We start from the raw sequence: 18,672 nt of genomic DNA on the forward strand, positions 1-18,672 counted from the left end.
TGTTTTACTACCCTATAAAATTACACTACTCTCAAACCTCAAATTCAAGATAATGACACTACTCATCAGCATAATTTTATAAGATATCACCTATATTATATGTCAAAATCTATTAAAAGTCAACAATTTCAGATAATACACATATCTTTATCTATTATTATCACCTCCTCATTCTTCAACCGCTCATGTTCTGAGCTTTCTATACATATAAGCTGTAATTTCTTTAAGAGCATACTTTGAAAAAGCTGTTCGGCTTGAGCATCAGTCAAATAGCTTCTTAAATTAACAATTATAAACAGCTTTGTCCCTTTTAATTCGTTTGACGTAATAGTATATTCCAGTATTTTTTCGGGCAGAGACATATCATTATCCTCAAACCTCACATCAAATGCTTTAAGGATACCCGCTATATCATCAGGAGCATTTATTGCAAGCTCCATATCCTGCTCCTCCGTAAGCTTATAAAGATATTCCGAAATTTTTGAAATTATCTCATGTGTTGACTGATACATTATCTCGTCAACAGCTTTCCTTTTCAAAAGAAAATGAAGTTTGCTTACAAGTTCCTTTTGATTGACGGTAAAAGGGACAAGCTGAGTAATAAGCTCGATATATTTACGCATATCCAGCGGCTGAAAGTTTTCGGAAAGCACGAATTTTCCGTCATTTCCTTCGAGCTGAGTCTGTATATCATTAATAATACTGTAGAATAAATGCTGATTTTCTATAGTTAGTGTCAGTATTTTATCTTCATTAAGCTCACAGCATATATCAGCCGCAGGATATGCTATCATCATAATATCACAAGCCTTTCATCACTGTCTATCACATCGCTTTTAAAGCTGCCTGTAATAAACTCCATTTTCTCAAATTGCTTTTCCGTAACATTAAGCACTTGCACAAGCCCATGAGGAGGACGGTTGTTCTTTATTACATTAAGAACAGTGCCTGCAACCGTCTGATTAAGAACCATTCTGCAATATACCGATTCCTGAAGCATTATAAATCCGTTTTTTATCAGAAATCTTCTGAAACGGTTATAATCACGCCTGTTTTCAGCAGTTATCACAGGAAGGTCAAAAAATACTATAACTCTCATAAATCTGTAACTCACTTTTATCCCTTCTTTTTTAAGGAATAGAATGTTATCTGTGAAGCATCATTATCATTCAGCGCATCAAAAACACTTCTGCAATATAACTTAATTGCGTTTCCGAGGTACTGCTCTGTGCCGTTAATGTAAACGGTCGAATTCAGCAAACCTACAAGTATGTGTTTTTCGTCCTTTTCAAATTTCGTAAATCCATTATCGACCACACATCTGTCAACGATAACTCTGAAAGGCTCCATAAGATCGCATGAAAAATTAAAGTGATTGAACATATTGCTGTGAAATAAGCCAAGCTGCGTAACATAACCGTGTGCAGTGATCTCCCTGTTGAAATACGAAAGAATAATACTGTAGCCATAATTAAGTGCAGCATTTGTAATGCATTCCTGACTTCTTGTAAATTCCTTTCCAAAAAGCGCATTAAAATATACCTTTGCAGCGTGTCCTTCTCGGTTTGTAACATCTCCAAGTTCAAGCTCTTCGATATATTTTCTCAGCATTACAGCTTCTTCATTCTTTTTAAGTTCTTCAAGAAATTCTGTCTGCTTCCTTATTTTTTCAGCAATTATTTCTGACCATATATATGCTTTTACATCATTGTCCCATTTTATCTGCTTTCTCAGCTTTGCAGATGTATCGTGACTTCCGTAAAGTGCGACAAGTTCACAGGTGGGATCACGCTTCTCATTGCAGAAAATCACCTTTATCTTCTTATCCGTAAGAGCAGCAATAAGACAGCCCGTGATAGAAACGGCTGTATTCTCTATTATGAGTACGGATATCTCGTCAAGGTTTATTCTGTTTGTTTCATCTTCACTCCTTACGACGAGATAACCCGTTTTCATATCAAGTTTGGCTCTTTTGGATATAACAACAGTACGCCAGCTCATAGCTCAAGCAGATTTACAGACTTCTTTTCATAAAGACCTGTAGGAGACTGATCAATAATATAAACGCTTTTGTTCTTTTTAAGATCCAATATTGAATTAAACCTTACTGTATTAAAATTAGCAACTCCCCCCACGAAACTAAGATCACAATTTGATGAACGCCCTGTTTTCAATATTGATAATACTTTCAGCAGAGACAGTGTCTGAGATGTAATATCCAAAGCAGCAAACCTTTCTTTTCCTTCTGTTAATATATCACCTGCTTCTTTGAACTTCTTCCATTTATTGAACGGCACATTCAAACATTTTTCTGTGAGGCAATCATACAGCTCAATGTTTCCGGCTGATGAAATTCCACTATACTTATTAATTTTATAGTTTTTATCACTGTCATATTTTTTCTTGAAGGATTCGATTTTTTTAATATATAGATTTTGTTTATTATCAAGAATCAAAGGAACAGCCGATGAAACAGAAATATATTTTCCTTTACTGTCTTTGCTGCATATATTGATTCTGAATCCATCGATTTCAATCATAGTATTTATTTTTATAATACTTCTTTTTAATGGAAAGACTAAATCATCTGAATTAACCCCTGTCAGTTTTTTGGGTGAATAAAACTCTTTTAAAGCCGTTAATGCAACCTCTATTGCACTTTTTTCATCATTTAAAAATTTATCAGAATCAATTAAATCAACAGGAATAAAAACAATATCATTTTTAATCTTTACTAATGAGAAAAATGATGCGGTTTTATTGTTATATCCGCCGTATTTTTCAGTATCAAGTCCGTTTTTACGCGGAACGAGCCCCTTCTTTTTACGCTCGGGCATCTGATTGAAAAGACCACCCTTGCGCTTATAGGTATATCTCACATACCTGATACTGTTTTTGCCCATCATATCCCGCACTGTCTTAAACGAAACGTCGGGATCCCATGCGAGGTTATCACCGCGCTGAACCTTTCCTGTCAGCAGACCGCTTTCCTTTCCGTCCTGATCCTTTTTGAACAGCTTCATAGAATAGCGTTCACCACTTTGTACGAAGTTCAGAGGAGATTTTGTAAACTTTGTGTCATACACATTTCCCATTACTATATTCAGATATGCGTCCTTAGCGTGGTGGAGATCGTTTATCTCACGGCATTTGAGCATATCCATTTCCTGTCTGAATTCAGATACAAGCCCCGCCTTGACATATACTATCTCACTGTCTGGTAAAAGCTCCTTCAGAATGGCTGCGACAGCTTTGGTAGACTGTCTTGTTTCCACAAGCTGACGGGCGATAAATCCGGCTAATTCATCTTCTGTAAACTGAGTGCTGCGAATAAGACGGGAATATTTCTTTTCGCTCATAAGTCCTTTTTCACGAAGGCTGTGCCAGAATCCCTGCATTTTCTCCCGTATTTTTTTATCAATAGGATAAGTATCACCTTTTGCTCCATTAGCATTAGTATCTACAAGCACCTTGTTATCAATACTGTCGTCCTTTATTTTTGCCTGCGGCCAGATATGATCAATGTTCCATTTATGGTTATCTTCAAGCTCATCAAAATTGATAGATTTTCCGGTATATGCACACTTTCCGAGCTGCATGAAATACAGGAAATACTTCTCACTGCGAAGCAGTCCGTCATCAGTGCTGTCCAGCTTCTGTTTCAGTTCAGAAATATTATCCGAATCGGCTTCTTCAAGGAATTTTGTTATCTGCTCACGACGCGACTGAGTGCGCTTTCCTTTTGGAGTATCTCCTTCGCCTCTTGACATTTCTATGAATATCTTATCGGGAGATTTTTTTAATATTGTTTTCAGTTCCTTTACAATATCGAGAGTTCTGTTTATAGAACGCCTTACCGCAGTCGAGATATACATATTCTCCAAACGCTTACTGATACTTTTTTCTTCCTCATGCTGATCGTAGTAATCATTGTTAATAGTTTCAATAGCATTTGAATAGTTATACTTCGAGCTTAAAATCTGCATGAGATTGTCATTATCCTTGTTTTCCCAAAGCTCTGTAATTATGTTTTTCTCACATAAAGCTTCTCCTGTAACAGGGTCACAGAAGCATTCTTCAAGAAAACGCCTTGAAAGTCTGCCATAATCAGTATATTTCAGCTTTGAGATATACTTTATTTCCTCGTCAGGCAAATGTTCGTAATTATATTTCAGCCATTTTTTCAAACGCTTTACATCAGTGGTAACAGTTATACGCTCAATTATATTCTCAACATCGTTTTCATTGAGCAAACCTCTTTCCATAAGTCGCTTGAAATCATGATATGACTTCAATGATGACTTGATATTATCGTCAATACCACTTATTTCTATTTCTCCTTCGTATGCTCCGATGGACTTGAAATACTCAGCGATACGCTTTTTCGTAACCTTTGCTTTGCTGTCTGCAAACTTATCCTGATATAATTTCTGCTTCAATTCAACACGAATAGGTTCACCATTGACTTTAATATTGTTTATCTCATTCAGAACACTGAACTTACAGTAAAGCAGTGAATACTTAGGAAGCACTTTTTCGCCTGCTATATACGAGCAGTTTCCGACCATGCGATCAATAAATTCCTTTTCAGATTCTTCTTTGTCCACCATATCATCGAAATTCCACGGATATATCTTACCCTCTGCCTTACGTTTCAGCCATGCATTTTTACTTCTGTCAGTTCCGACCAGCGGCCCTGCATAGTAAGGTATACGGAATTCCATTATACTCAATATCTTGTCGGCTACAGTACCGTATTCATCTTTTTCATTAAGAAATTGCAAATATTTTGAGGCATTTTCCAGTATCTTTTTCAGCTCGGCATAGTAAAGCTGATATGGGATTACTCTGTTATCTGTAGTGACTTGTTTAGGGCAGAGTTCACCATCCTCGCACTTTTTCATTAATTTTTCGTAACGTTCTTTATCTTCGGCGGCCGGAGTTATTTTAGAAAGATATGGTTTCAGAAACTTGCAAAATGCGAATTGACTTTTCCTGTCATTTGACGCATCATTTTTACTAAAATTTGGAGCGACATTTTTATCAATAACATTTTTCCGATTATAAACATAGGAGGCATAGTTTGCTTTATCACCTGCTAATCTGAATATTTCATCATAATCCTTTTTAATATATTTACGGACAAAGTATTTAAGCTCCTGCAAATCCTTTTTGTGCTTATCATATATTTCGACCTTTGATTTTGATATCATTTTATGACCGTGAAGAATATCAACCAGAAGCGACCATTCATACATAGCTTTTACGCCTGCGAGCAGATTTAAATGCAGGTCATCTATCTGACCTGTGAGCATATCGAGGGTATCTGCAAAATCTGCATTTTTAACGCATACCGAGTTCTTTTCGAGATCCTTGTAATCGTCTTTACAGAACAGATCGGACAGCTTTACAGTACCACCGCTTATGAGCTTTGTGAGCTGATCATATTTAATCGCAGCATCACTTTCATCATCTTTTTTAGGAACTTTTCCGCCGAATAGCAGTTCTTTCAGTTCCTTATCCTTAGATGACTGATTAATATGCTTTTTAAGTATTACAGCCATTCCATCTGCGTCCTCATCAAAAGGAGGAATTTCAACTGCTTCGGTAAGAGCTCTGTAAAAGTTCTTGTATATCTCGTTAAAGTCTGTTATTTCATCAATATTATCCTTTTTTACATTGAAAAGAAAATGTCCCCTGTGTGCAAGAAGATATGCACAGGCATAATAAACCAATCTTACATCATGATATTCAGAGCTGTTCATAAGCTCACAGATAAGATGATGTATGGTAGGATATTCACTGAAATACTCCTTATCGCCGTAATTTTCATCATCAAAAAAGATATTGTTTTTTCTGTTTTCCGAATCTTCAGGAAGCAAAGCACTTTCTTCAAGCCTCGAAAAGAATTTTTCGTCCTTTTTCAGTATTTCTGCTGCAAACAATTCCTGTAAGAGTTTTATTCTTTGCTGTCGTCTGTCAAGCCTGCGGCGAGCTGTTCTGAATGATCTTCTATCAGCTGATTGCTGAGCTTCATCAAAAAGATGTACTCCCCACATGAGATTTTTCCTGAATTTCTTTAAATTATATTCTCCGTCTGTTACTGCCCAGCCTACTGAATTTGATCCGATATCAAGTCCTAAGTATATTCTTTCATTTGCCACTTGACAAACCTCCTTTTTTGTGGTAGTATAAACATATAGGAATTACTACCCTATAAAATTACACTACGAGTTCAAATAAAAATTTTTTCAAATCGTTCGGTTTTACCGTTCGCACAAGTGTTGTGCATTGATCCTTGCTAATTAGCAAGGATTTTTTGTTTTTTCATTCTATTTTTTCATTCTATTAATTTATTATATCATGTTTAATGTCGTATTTCAATATAAATTTGTAACTTTTTTGAACATTCCAAGCGATTGTGCACATATAGATAAATGTATTTGTTCAGTACATTAATAGTAACACTGAATGAATTTACACATAAAAAACATATCGGCTGCTCGCCTGTCCCGTTTTACTGCATTTATCAGTTCCAACAAATACTACGTAAAGCCGAACTTGACATAAGTCAATAATCGTGGTATAATTGACATAAGTCAGAAAGGAGATGCTATTATGCCAAGGCCACAAAAATCACGCCGTATCTGCTGTTATCCTGATTTCTGGAGCTTTGCGCCCGATCAAGATAAGGCAAATGATACGATAGTAATGTCGCTTGACGAGTTTGAGACCATACGTCTCATAGATTATCAGTCAAAGACGCAGGAGCAGTGCGCTCAAGAGATGAACGTAGCAAGAACTACCGTCACGGCGATATACGACGCCGCAAGGAAAAAGCTTGCACAGGCTCTGGTGGAGGGCAGACGCATTGTAATTTCGGGCGGGAATTACACTCTTGAAAACACTATCTCGGAAGAGATAACTCAGAAAGGAAACACTATTATGAGAATCGCAGTAACTTATGAAAACGGACAGATCTTTCAACATTTCGGCAGGACTGAACAGTTCAAGCTCTACGACGTTGCTGACGGCAAAATAATCAACGAGCAGGTAGTCGGAACAATGGGCGCAGGACACGGCGCACTTGCAGGATTCCTGAAAAACGCGCAGGCTGACGTGCTTATCTGCGGCGGTATCGGCGGCGGAGCACAAATGGCTATGCAGGAGGCAGGTATTGCTCTTTACGGCGGAAATATGGGCAGTGCTGACGAAGCAGTTTCGGCTTTCCTCGCGCAGACACTTGCTAAGAACTCCAATCCCACCTGTGACCACCACCACGAGCACGGCGAGGGACATTCCTGCGGAGACCACGGCTGCGGCAGTCACTCCTGCGGTAATCACTGATGAGAATTGTAACCCTTGTAGAGAATACCTGCGGACATGAGGATTGTATCGCCGAGCATGGACTTTCTCTATATACTGAAACTGAAAAGCACAAGCTGCTGCTTGATACAGGACAAACCGATGCAGTTATGAAGAATGCTGACGTTCTCGGCATTGATCTTTCCACGGTCGATACTGTGATACTAAGCCACGGTCACTACGATCATTCCGGCGGAATTATACCGTTCTCGCAGATAAACCATACTGCACAGATAATAATGCAGAGTAAAGCTGCCGAGCCCCACTACAACGGTGAACGCTATATAGGCATCGACAAAGCTATTCTTGACCTGCCGAATGTGCGGCTGATAGAAGGCGATGTCAGGCTTGATGATGAGCTGTTCCTGTTCAGCGGTATCACCGGCAGGCGTTGCTATCCACAAGGAAATCACAGGCTGTCCAGCATTGAAAATGGCGAAAAAGTTCCCGATGATTTCGCCCATGAGCAATGCCTTGTCATAAAGCAGGACGGTAAGCTCTGGCTGTTGTCGGGCTGTTCACATAACGGTATCCTCAATATCCTTGACCGATACAGAGAGATATTCGGCAACGCTCCCGACTATGTTATCACTGGATTCCATATGATGAAAAAGGACGGCGAACATACTGAGGAAGAAAAGTCTGTCATCGTTCAGACAGCACAGGAGCTTTCACGCCTTGATACCATATTTTACAGCGGTCACTGCACAGGCATTCCTGCGTTCGAGCTTATGAAAGAGGTAATGGGCGATAAGCTCATTGCTCTGCACAGCGGAGAACAGATCATATAAAAAATCCCCTCATTAAATGAAGCATTCTTACTTCAATTAATGAGGGGGTTTTTATTCTGTAACAATAATACCGCCGAAATATTCGGGATTACCGTCTTTATCGCTTAATACGAAGCCTCTTGTATGGCATACTGCGTATGTACCGTCAGCACGCCTTGCGCGGTAACGTATGGGTCTGACCTCGGCATTTCCGCAAAGCACAGCGTCGATCGCATCTTTGTAGATCTTCATATCGTCAGGGTGGATATGCTCCTGCCAGCATTTATCAGCGTGATACATATATTCAGACTTCATACCAAAATCGTCTACCAACAACAGCGACCAGCGTGAGAAATCATGTTTCATATCATTCAGATAAACATATCCCTCACCAATAACAGTATACAGCGCACCGAATATACTGTCAAGCACACGTTTCCTCTCAGCGCTGATCGGTATGTCCATACTGTTCATTTCCGTGAAATAATCGACTATTTTCGTGGATTTCAATTCTTTTTTATGCTCGTACATCCGCTTATCAGCTCTTTTATATACCGAATCAAAGCTGTCATCGGTATCACGTTCAAAGACCGCCATACCGCATGCGACAACAGGCCCCGAACGTGACAGCTTATTTGCAACTGATTCTTCGCGCAGCTTTGCAAGCAGCTGTTCACGCATATCATAATCCCGTCCGTCAAGTACAACAACGAACTCGTCACCGCCAACTCGGAATACAGGGCTGTGGTCGAAAATATCGCATATCAGTCGGCTCGTTCTCTGTATCTCTTCATCTCCGAAGCTGTGTCCTCGGGTATCATTTATTTTTTTGAGGTCATTGACATCACACATGATAATTCCAAAATAATAGTTTTCCGAGGTGGAATTGATTTTCTCGTTAACTGTCACAATATACTCAGTAAACGCATTTTTGTTTCGTATCCCTGTCAGAACGTCCATTCTTGCCATACGTCTGGCGGATTGCAGTATCCTTTCCTGCTCTTCCTTCTGGCGGAATTCTTCTTCTATATTTTCGAGGCAGCAGATGATATGCTTCTGATCATCGCACATTATCTCAAAATGGCGCATATGAACTATCTTTCCCTGAAGAATAAGTCTGTACATAGCAGAATAGGACTTGTCCCTCGAAAGCCGGCTGAGCATAGCTTCTCTGTCATGCAGCTTAATAACAAGCTCAAGGTCATCGGGGTGGACACATTTAGGCGCGTTATTCCGGGATTCAGCAAAAAAATCCTCTCCCTGACTTGGAATATTCAAACCTTCAAGCAGGCTGTTGTGCATATACTCATAATAGTTTCCCGATTTTATATCAACATAATAAAGGCTGTCAAAATGGTGTGCAAGTGTAAGTGCGATCTGGTTTAAAGCTTCCTGATTATCTTTCATACGCTCCTCCTCTGTCTGAACTTATATTGGATAGTTTAATAAAAACCTTGATCTAATGTGAATTTTAAACAACACTTTTTATAAATTATACATCATATTACTAAAAAAGTCAATTATAAAATAATATTTATATTTTACCTTTCCTTCACGAAATGAATTCTCATCTCCAATGTCAAACAACATTAACAAATCGCATATTTTACTCTCTTGCCGCAGAAAGCTTGCTGATCTTTTTCTTGAATCCCCAATCTGTCTATGGTATAATTAATCTGTACTCAATAACCGCCGTAAGGCGTATACTGCCTTGAATATAGTTCAGAAAGACAACATACAAAAGATCGATCCGGAAAAATTCTGAATTCGAAACAGATCAGGAATAAAGAGCTCAGAAAAAAATTTGAAAAAAGTGAAATATTATTTTCCGAATGTTGTCTTTATATACAGAGGACCTCAGGAAAGGAGGCTGACCTTTTGAATGATGCATCAATTATCAAATTGCTTTTTGAAAGAGACGAAAAAGCTATTGAAGAAATGAAACAAAGCTATGAAAAGCTGTGTTTCTATATTGTGGGAAATATTCTTTCTCTGAAGGAAGACCAGGAAGAATGCGTGAATTCTGCCTATATGGATGTCTGGAGTTCTATCCCCCCCAATAAACCGGATAATCTGAAAGTATACCTTTGCAGACTCGTGAAAAACTGTGCGCTGAACCGAAAAAAATACAACAGCGCAGCAAAAAGGAATTCGGATTTTTCCGTATCTCTGGACGAACTTGCGGAATGCATACCTGACGGTAAAAGTATTGAAAAAACATTATCCGACGAGCAGCTCGGCAGAGCGATAAGCGGATTTCTGAAGAGTCAGCCCGAAAAATACCGTAAGGTATTCGTGAGGCGATACTGGTATTCCGAATCCGTAGAGGATATAGCAGAATTTTACGATATGAACGTGAAAACCGTGGCTACATATCTTTTCAGAGTAAGAAAAAAACTAAAAGCATTTTTGCAGAAAGAAGGTTATATAGATGAGTGATCTGAAATTATACAAGGGAATCAATAATATAGATGCTGATCTCATTGAAGAAGCCGACTGCAAACACAAGCCCACAATACATCATTGCTATGCACTCCCTGCTACTGCCGCAGCAATATTTATAGCTCTTGGCGCTACAGGTATTTTTAATACAATCAGTCCGCAAAGAAAACAGGTCGTTTCCGAAGACATTGTTGTTACAGAGGAGATCACAACAGCAGTCACTACTGCATCGCCTGTAATATCCTCCGATATCAGCCAGTCTTATACAGCAGCAACAACGTCCTTGAACGCTCAGAGCCCTGCGGCTTCAACTCAGACTTCCGTTTCTTATTCAAAAACAAGTACAATATTCCAGAACAGCCAAATACAAACAGCACAGCCCCCACAAGAACAAACAGTACAGAACACTCAAGTACAAACAGCAGCTATGCCTGCACTTACTGTTACGAATTTAACTTCCGCAGGCAGGGAAACAGGAACGGCAGCTGTAAGCACCGTAACTACAGCTGTGCCTGAATATAACGATGAATACGAAGGGAGTATTATTATGAGAAAATATGCCGCAGCTTTAGCTGCACTTATGACCATTTCGGGTACAACATCTCCGGCCCCGGTACACGCAGAAACTGTACTCGAAGAATCTCCGACAGCTTCATGTACAAAGAAATTCTTAGATGAATGCAATGTTGATTTAGACCTTAACAGTGACGGAAAGGTCGATATATTCGATGTATACGCTATGTATCGCTGTGAATACGGTCCTGACGGCACAGTTCCCGACTATATAAAGGATAAATATGATTCAATGACCAAAAAGAGAGAAAACGAAGCCGAAGAGGTCGTAACTATACAGGGAATTGATTTTTATGAGCTTCCTTTCTGGCTTGATTACAGATATTTTGCAGCTTATTATTTCACATATTGCAGCATGGAGCCTGAATATTTCGATGCGAGATACTATGTAGAAAACTGTCCTGACGAATATTATGACCCTCTTCCTATTGATGTGGTAAAGGAGCAGATCAAGGATATTACACAGTGGAATGGCAATGAAATGTTCAAGACTTGTTTGTATGTAAAAAATGACGACGGAACATACAGACTTTTCACAGCAGATGACCTTGAAGACGCTTATTACTATGATGAGGACGGCGTATACAGAGAGAATATGGATTTCTTCTGTAATAAGACTTTTTCATGTGAATTTTACAGTTTTATCGGCGACTTGAAAAACTATGTTATACCTTTCATCAATCTTAAACAGGAATATGCCGATGAGCTTATAAACAAGGGTGCGGCTGATCCAGATATCAATTCTGACGGTGTTTACGATTTCGATGATATAGTGCTTCTGCAATATTATGTTGATACTTATTTAACTTCAGAGGATGCACAAAAGTTATATTACGCATATAAACACCCGAAACCAAGCTACTTTGAAAATTATCCTGCTGAATTAAGAGAATCACCGGATAATCCAATTACTGAAAGCGAATGGAACAATGCCCGTGATTTTTTGAGTGCAATGGAATTATATTATGATTCCGATAATTCTGTGATCAGAGATATGGCAAAGAATTATCTGTTAAAAAATGAGGTAGATTCGAAATACTTTGATCCCGTATATTATGAGAAAAATCACTTTGCACACTATCGTTACGAAGCTTGCTTTATGGGTGCGGACACCGACAACAATGGATCATTATTCAATATTCTTGGAGTATTTGAAGATTATTCATACAGATACGGTCCGGGTGCCGAAAAATACAAGTCATTGATCGAAGAATATGAAAAACGCAATAATTACACTGAGAATGATGTACAGGAAGCATTCGTCACATACTATAAAAATGTCAAGGCAGGTATCACTCCCGAGCCTGATATGAATCTTGACGGTAAAATAGACTTTTTAGACTATTACCTTCTTGATGATATAGACTGGGCATACATGGGTATTGAAAATGATATTTTTAATTCTCTTGCCAGACGCCATCCCGAAGTTGTTGCAGATATAAATATTTCACAGGAAGCGATCTATAATTACAAAAACAATTTTGATTTCAATAATAACGGTATAAGCTGTGATTATGTGGAAACAAAGTGTATGAGAATGTATATCCTTGATTTGCTTGAACCTCAGTACAGCGATAAAGATGCTTTGTGTACAGCGATCTGGGAGTACGGAAAAGCGCATCCTGAATTGAGGTATATGAGAACAACCGATGAACTTATGGAAGCATTCATAAAAGCTCACGATGTTGGCTTCACTAAAAAGCCTGAGCAGCAATACAAAGAATATGACGAAAAAGAGCCCGATTATATCACGGAAAATGATGAAGCACCGAACGATTCCGACAGCCATAATAAGGTTTATTCCTCACCGGCAGCGGCAAAAGGAGCAAGCGGTGATGCAAACATTGACGGAACAGTTGATCTTTCAGATGCTGTATTAATTATGCAGGCACTGGCAAATCCTTCAAAATACGGCATAAACGGCAATGATGACAATCACATCACCGAGGAAGGCTGGAGCCTTGCAGATGTTGACGGTGACGGTGTTACAAACGGAGACGCTCTCACAATACAGAGATCACTCCTCGGATTATGCAGCATTAACTAATGATATTTTATAAAATAACGCCGCCCCGCTTGCTGACATGGAATAGCCTGTGTTCTGACGATAGAGGGTGCAACGACAATGTTCGATCCTGCACGATTTGCGTTCCGTACGCTGATACCTGAGCTGTCGTTCACTTCAGTGCTTGCGTGGAAGAAGCTGAGCCCATATTCTGGGGCGGCAGGAAAATTTCTTGAACATATCAAAAGTATACATTCTGAGCATACATATGTATAAGATATAAGCATTTTACATATTGAATAAATCATGCTATAATGAGTACAGGAAATAAACCTGTACTCTTTTTGTTTTGCGGGGTGACAGAATGAAAGTGTTAAATACAACTATTAGCGACAAGGAGCTTGCAGAGGGTTTATCGCAGACAGGTATGACTGATGAACAAATCAAGGCTTTTCTTTCCGAGTGCTGTGACAAGAACTGCTGTGCCGAAAAGGTGCGTATCCTGCGAAACGCAAAACGTTCTCTCCTTGATTCTATCAACAAAGAACAGGCACTTCTTGATAAACTTGATTATGTAATCTGGTGTACAGAACCAAAACAATGAAACGGAGGTCATCACTATGGCAAATATACTTATCATTTATTACTCTCGCAAGGGCGAAAATTATTGGAAAGGCGATTTGAAGTACATCGACAAGGGCAACACCGAGCGTGTTGCGGAGTTTATCCAAAAGGCAGTCGGCGGTGATCTTTTCGAGGTCGATACCATGAAGCCTTACTCCGAAAGCTATATGACCTGTATTGAGGAAGCAAAGCAGGAACTGCGTAGCAAGGCTCGTCCCGAGATCAAGGCATACCCCAATAACTTTGAGGACTACGACACTATATTTATAGGCTATCCCAACTGGTGGGGTACGATGCCGATGTGTATGTTTACGCTGCTTGAAAAGTACGATTTAACGGGCAGGACTGTTATCCCTTTCTGCACCAATGAGGGCAGCGGTATGGGCAGCAGTGAGCGTGACCTGAAAAATCTCTGCAAGGGCGCAGCAGTAAAAGCAGGGCTTTCCATTCATGGTGCTGAGTCCGCCGAGAGTGAAAGCAAAGTAGCTGCCTGGGCGAAGAAATCTGTCTGAGGGGGGATTATTATGGCTGATATTATGAGCAAAGAAATGTATCAGAACGAGGTATTCTTCCCTATCGGTGAGCCGAACCCCTACAGCGATTATTTTGTCGGACAGAGCTATCTTACACCTGTTTCTACTGAACAGCTTTCAGTATACAACGTCACCTTCGAGCCGGCTTGCCGCAATAACTGGCATATCCACCACGCAAAAAGCGGCGGTGGTCAAATGCTGATATGTGTCGGCGGTCGTGGATATTATCAGGAATGGGGCATGGAAGTGAGAGAGCTTCATGCAGGTGATATTGTAAATATCCCTGCTAATGTCAAACACTGGCACGGTGCCGCACCCGATTCATGGTTCTCTCACCTTGCAATTGAAATTGAGGAAGAGAACAGCAGCACAGAATGGTTGGAAACTGTTTCCAGTGAAGATTACAACAAATTGAAATAAATGGATTTAAAGTCATGCAGACATATATTACTTGGAATGACGGCACAAATATCCCGCAGTTCAGACTTGACGTATATGATACAAGAGACTAACCGGATTAAAGCAGCAAACAGATGAAATAACACTTATAAGCATTTTATACAAGGTTCTGGATCAGTAAATCTCGAGGCAGATACTTATGTGAAGATATGGCAAGAGCCTTCCGAAATCCCGATTCAAGTCGGGAATGACAATCAGCATCGAAAGCTGGATAAAAATGTGCAATTCATTTTTGTCTTTCAATTTTTTCTTAAAAGGTCTTGACAAACCCATTTTCGTGTGATATAATACACACATAAGCTATGAGGAAGCCAAGCAGAGAATTGCCAATGTCTTCAGAGAGCCGATGGTTGGTGTGAGTCGGTGTCATGCAATACTATGTATCCCTTCTGAGCCGGAGTGCTGAAATTTACAGTAAGCGTTCCCGTGATTCTGCGTTAATGAATAGGACTTGCTGGAGTCTGAAGTGGTGTTACGCAATAGCGGCACAATTTGAGTGGTACCGCGGGTAATCAGGTTATGATACTCGTCTCAAAGAAATCAACTTTGAGACGGGTTTTTTGTTTTTTACCGTAAAAGCATTTACAGTATTTCTAAACTCCCGTTTCATTTTCCAGTATTAAATTATTTTTAAAGGAGAGATTATTATGAGCGAAATGTCGAAATTACAAAATGCAGAGATAAGGATCAAAGAGGTCGCAGAGCGTATTTCACATCTGCGTGAGGATCTCGGTATTTCGGTAGAGGAAATGGCAGCTATAACCGATTATTCCGTTGAGGAATATAAAAAGCTTGAATCAGGCGAACAGGATTTCAGTTTTACTTTTATATATAAGTGCGCAAATAAATTCAATGTGGAGATCACAGATCTCATGGAGGGCAGCAGCCCTGAGCTGAGCGGCTATACCGTTACCCGCAAGGGCGAAGGAGTACCTATCGTCCGCAGAAAGGGCTTTGCATATAACCGCCTTGCTTCAAAATTCAAGAACAAGACCGTTGAGCCTTTCCACGTTGTTATCCCCTATTCCGATGAGGCGCTTTCACAGCCACTTCATATGGCAAGCCACGCAGGTCAGGAAATGGATATCGTTATCAAAGGCACTCTGCGTATGACTGTTGGTTCTCATACAGAGATACTCAACGAAGGTGACTGCATCTACTATGACAGCTCTATGCCCCATGATGAAATAGCTCTTGGCGGCGAGGACTGCGAGATATACGCATTTGTAATGGCTCCTCACGGTTCAACAGGTATGTCCGAATACAAAGAGCATATCGCAGAGCATCATCTTACAAATGTTGACAAGGCTGGTCTGCTTCACCCTGTAGCAGAAAAATTCGTAAAATGTGAAACCAACGATGAGGGTATCCTCAGCGCTGTTAACTTTGAAAATCAGGATAAATTCAATTTCGCATACGACATCGTTGACGCAATGGCAGAAAAATGTCCTGATAAAACTGCGATGATCTATGTCGATGTCAATAAAAATGAGCGTCGCTTCACATTCAAGGATATAAAGAAATACTCCTGTCAGACTGCTAACTATTTCAAGTCACTGGGCATCAAAAAGGGCGACAAGGTAATGCTTATACTCAAGCGTCACTATCAGTTCTGGTTCTCAATAATCGCTCTTCACCGCATCGGTGCACTCGTTATCCCCGCATCTAATATGCTCAAGGAGCACGATCTTGAATACAGATTCAATTCCGCACAGGTATCTGCTATCGTATGTACAGCTGACGGCGATGTGGCAGACGAAGTCGATAAGGCTTGCGCAGTTTCACCTTCGCTCAAGACAAAGGTACTCGTAAACGGTCAGCGTGAGGGCTGGCGTGATTTCAACGCAGAGCTCTCTGCATACAGCACACATTTCGAGCGTACCGACGATACTCCATGCGGCACAGACCCTATGCTCATCTTCTTCAGCTCAGGTACATCGGGCAATCCTAAACTTGTGCTCCACAGCTATCAGTACCCCCTCGGTCACTATGTCACTGCACGTTACTGGCAGAATGCCGATCCTAACGGTCTCCACTTCACTATCTCGGATACAGGCTGGGGCAAGGCACTCTGGGGCAAGCTTTACGGTCAGTGGATGTGTGAGGCTGCTGTATTCGTTTACGACTTCGACCGCTTCCACGCTGATGATATACTTCCTATGTTCAAGAAATACCATGTAACAAGCTTCTGCGCACCTCCTACTATGTACCGTTTCTTCATCAAGGAGGATCTCGGCAGATACGATCTTTCATCACTTAAATATGCCTGCATAGCCGGTGAAGCACTTAATCCCGAGGTATTCTATCAGTTCCAGCGCGCAACGGGCATAAAGCTCATGGAGGGCTTCGGTCAGACCGAAACAACTCTCTCTATCGCAAACGTTGTTGGTATGGAACCAAAGCCTGGCAGCATGGGCAAACCAAATCCTCAGTACGATGTACAGGTGCTCCTTCCTGACGGTACACCTGCCGCAGTCGGTGAAACAGGCGAGATCTGCATAAGACTCAAGGAAGAGGGCGTACCGGGACTCGCACTCTGCTATTACGGCGACGAGGAAACTACTGCCGAAACATGGCGTGACGGCTACTATCATACAGGAGATACCGCATGGGTGGACGAGGACGGCTACTTCTGGTATGTCGGACGTGTTGATGACGTTATCAAGTCATCAGGCTACCGCATCGGACCATTCGAGATTGAAAGCGTACTGATGGAGCTCCCGTATGTGCTTGAATGTGCTGTAACAGGTGTTCCCGATGAAGTCCGCGGACAGGTCGTAAAGGCAACTATCGTTCTTACAAAGGGAACAACAGGCACTGAGGCACTTGTGAGCGAGATCAAGGATTATGTCAAGAAAAGAACAGCACCTTACAAGTACCCAAGAGTCGTTGAGTTCGTTGAAGAACTTCCAAAGACTGTGGGAAGCGGCAAGATCAGACGTGCTGCTATCCGTGAAATGGATAAAACAAAATATCAGAAATAACATAAAAAGCATTTGCAGCCAAGCTGCCATTAATATAGGGCAATTCTAAAGACAAGTAAATGTTTGACTTCATTCGGCATAGCATTGTTTGCAAGTATTGTAGCAGAATATAGTTCAGGGCGTTCAGTTATAAACAACGCCTCTTTCAACAATACATTACTCTGCTCTAAATTTGTAAAAAAAGGCTCGATTTCAGCGTTTTCACAATTCGTAAAAAGCGCTGAAATCGAGCCTGAAACTTTGTTTACTATTAAAAATGATTTTTCTGTATTCCGACCTTTACTGAACTAAAGGTTTAACTCTATTAATTGTTTGTTTTACGCCGGTATTTGTCAATTACCGATCATAATGATGATCAATTATTGCTCTCAGGTTATCATAAATAAAAGACTGCGCCTGAACTGAATACAGATTGAGGTAATACTCCTCGCCATCAGCTCGCGTTTTAAGGTGAGAAGTTATGCCTATCTCTCCGCCTTCAGCAGTTGCAATGCGCTGCCCGTCGGTGTTTCTGCAAAGCATACCGATACTTTCCAGCCAGTCGTTTATCCATACTGCCTGAAACTTCTTAGTCTCATTTCCTGCAATAACGCGGTTCACCTCGTTTGCAATATCACTCACCTTACAATCTCCGTTATTTAGCTGTAGCTGTGCGAACTGATTATCATTGATAAACGCTCGTCTGCGTCTTGGCTTTTCAACAATTGGAGCCCTGTTTTCAAAAGCCTCTATCTCCCATTCAAGCACACGGGAAATATACTCGAAGCAAGCTATAACGCGGCTGTCACGAACAATATCATCTTCATGTACACGCATACCAGAATTCGGATCAACTCCTACCGATAACTTGTCCATATACAGCTTTGCGCGTTTCAGTTTATCTATCTCATTCATTTATCTTCGCCCCTTTTCAAAAT

At 40.4% G+C, this 18,672-nt stretch carries 13 protein-coding genes, 1 pseudogene and 1 other annotated feature; of the genes and pseudogenes, 8 read left to right on the forward strand and 6 right to left on the reverse strand.

Going from position 1 to position 18,672, the window contains the following annotated elements; all coding sequences use genetic code 11:
* Positions 1–128: 128 nt before the first annotated feature.
* From csn2 to cas9, 4 genes are read right to left on the reverse strand one after another with little or no spacing between them, the layout of a single operon-like run.
* The gene (gene csn2 / locus L870_RS0115000) at positions 129–797 is read right to left on the reverse strand and encodes a type II-A CRISPR-associated protein Csn2 (protein WP_028518830.1); all 669 of its coding nucleotides are present in this window, start codon (positions 795–797) and stop codon (positions 129–131) included.
* Complete coding sequence (gene cas2 / locus L870_RS0115005; protein ID WP_341349480.1) at positions 794–1,114, reverse strand: CRISPR-associated endonuclease Cas2; 321 nt, start codon at positions 1,112–1,114, stop codon at positions 794–796. Before cas2 ends, csn2 begins: the two co-directional genes overlap by 4 nt.
* A 2-nt stretch (positions 1,115–1,116) precedes the next feature.
* Positions 1,117–2,001 (reverse strand): type II CRISPR-associated endonuclease Cas1, encoded by an 885-nt coding sequence (gene cas1, locus L870_RS0115010; protein ID WP_028518832.1) that lies wholly within the window; start codon positions 1,999–2,001, stop codon positions 1,117–1,119.
* Complete coding sequence (gene cas9 / locus L870_RS0115015) at positions 1,998–6,164, reverse strand: type II CRISPR RNA-guided endonuclease Cas9 (RefSeq protein WP_028518833.1); 4,167 nt, start codon at positions 6,162–6,164, stop codon at positions 1,998–2,000. Before cas9 ends, cas1 begins: the two co-directional genes overlap by 4 nt.
* 454 nt (positions 6,165–6,618) lie before the next feature.
* On the opposite strand from cas9, the gene L870_RS0115020 reads away from it, so the two are divergent.
* Together L870_RS0115020 and L870_RS0115025 are read left to right on the forward strand one after the other, a co-directional pair.
* The gene (locus L870_RS0115020) at positions 6,619–7,347 is read left to right on the forward strand and encodes a DUF134 domain-containing protein (protein WP_028518834.1); all 729 of its coding nucleotides are present in this window, start codon (positions 6,619–6,621) and stop codon (positions 7,345–7,347) included.
* A complete protein-coding gene (locus L870_RS0115025) occupies positions 7,347–8,156 on the forward strand; it encodes an MBL fold metallo-hydrolase (protein ID WP_028518835.1) in 810 nt (269 codons plus the stop codon). Before L870_RS0115020 ends, L870_RS0115025 begins: the two co-directional genes overlap by 1 nt.
* Before the next feature lie 51 nt (positions 8,157–8,207).
* Here L870_RS0115025 and L870_RS0115030 read toward each other — a convergent pair whose 3' ends face one another.
* Complete coding sequence (locus L870_RS0115030) at positions 8,208–9,542, reverse strand: sensor domain-containing diguanylate cyclase (RefSeq protein ID WP_028518836.1); 1,335 nt, start codon at positions 9,540–9,542, stop codon at positions 8,208–8,210.
* A gap of 471 nt (positions 9,543–10,013) precedes the next feature.
* On the opposite strand from L870_RS0115030, the gene L870_RS0115035 reads away from it, so the two are divergent.
* The 6 genes and pseudogenes from L870_RS0115035 to L870_RS0115065 all read left to right on the forward strand — a co-directional run bounded on the left by L870_RS0115035 (position 10,014) and on the right by L870_RS0115065 (position 17,755).
* Positions 10,014–10,574 carry an RNA polymerase sigma factor gene (locus tag L870_RS0115035; RefSeq protein ID WP_028518837.1) on the forward strand — a complete coding sequence of 187 codons (561 nt, stop codon included), beginning with the start codon at positions 10,014–10,016 and terminating at the stop codon, positions 10,572–10,574.
* On the forward strand, positions 10,567–13,197 hold the full coding sequence (locus L870_RS19955; RefSeq protein WP_028518838.1) for a dockerin type I domain-containing protein: 2,631 nt from the start codon (positions 10,567–10,569) through the stop codon (positions 13,195–13,197). Before L870_RS0115035 ends, L870_RS19955 begins: the two co-directional genes overlap by 8 nt.
* Positions 13,198–13,519: 322 nt before the next feature.
* Positions 13,520–13,759, forward strand: coding sequence for a hypothetical protein (locus L870_RS0115050; protein WP_028518839.1), 240 nt, complete (start codon positions 13,520–13,522; stop codon positions 13,757–13,759).
* A 16-nt stretch (positions 13,760–13,775) separates the two neighbouring features.
* A complete protein-coding gene (locus tag L870_RS0115055; protein ID WP_028518840.1) occupies positions 13,776–14,291 on the forward strand; it encodes a flavodoxin in 516 nt (171 codons plus the stop codon).
* A 39-nt stretch (positions 14,292–14,330) separates the two neighbouring features.
* Positions 14,331–14,732, forward strand: a pseudogene (locus L870_RS0115060) (cupin domain-containing protein); the annotation flags it as partial.
* A 332-nt stretch (positions 14,733–15,064) separates the two neighbouring features.
* Positions 15,065–15,308 (forward strand) — a binding site (T-box leader).
* A 110-nt stretch (positions 15,309–15,418) separates the two neighbouring features.
* Positions 15,419–17,755: an AMP-binding protein gene (locus tag L870_RS0115065; RefSeq protein ID WP_028518842.1), complete on the forward strand. Its 2,337-nt coding sequence runs from the start codon at positions 15,419–15,421 to the stop codon at positions 17,753–17,755.
* 336 nt (positions 17,756–18,091) lie between these two features.
* Here L870_RS0115065 and L870_RS0115070 read toward each other — a convergent pair whose 3' ends face one another.
* Positions 18,092–18,649 (reverse strand): hypothetical protein, encoded by a 558-nt coding sequence (locus tag L870_RS0115070; protein ID WP_028518843.1) that lies wholly within the window; start codon positions 18,647–18,649, stop codon positions 18,092–18,094.
* Positions 18,650–18,672: the final 23 nt, after the last annotated feature.

The organism is Ruminococcus flavefaciens ATCC 19208 (assembly GCF_000518765.1).
GTDB classification, from domain to species: domain Bacteria; phylum Bacillota; class Clostridia; order Oscillospirales; family Ruminococcaceae; genus Ruminococcus; species Ruminococcus flavefaciens.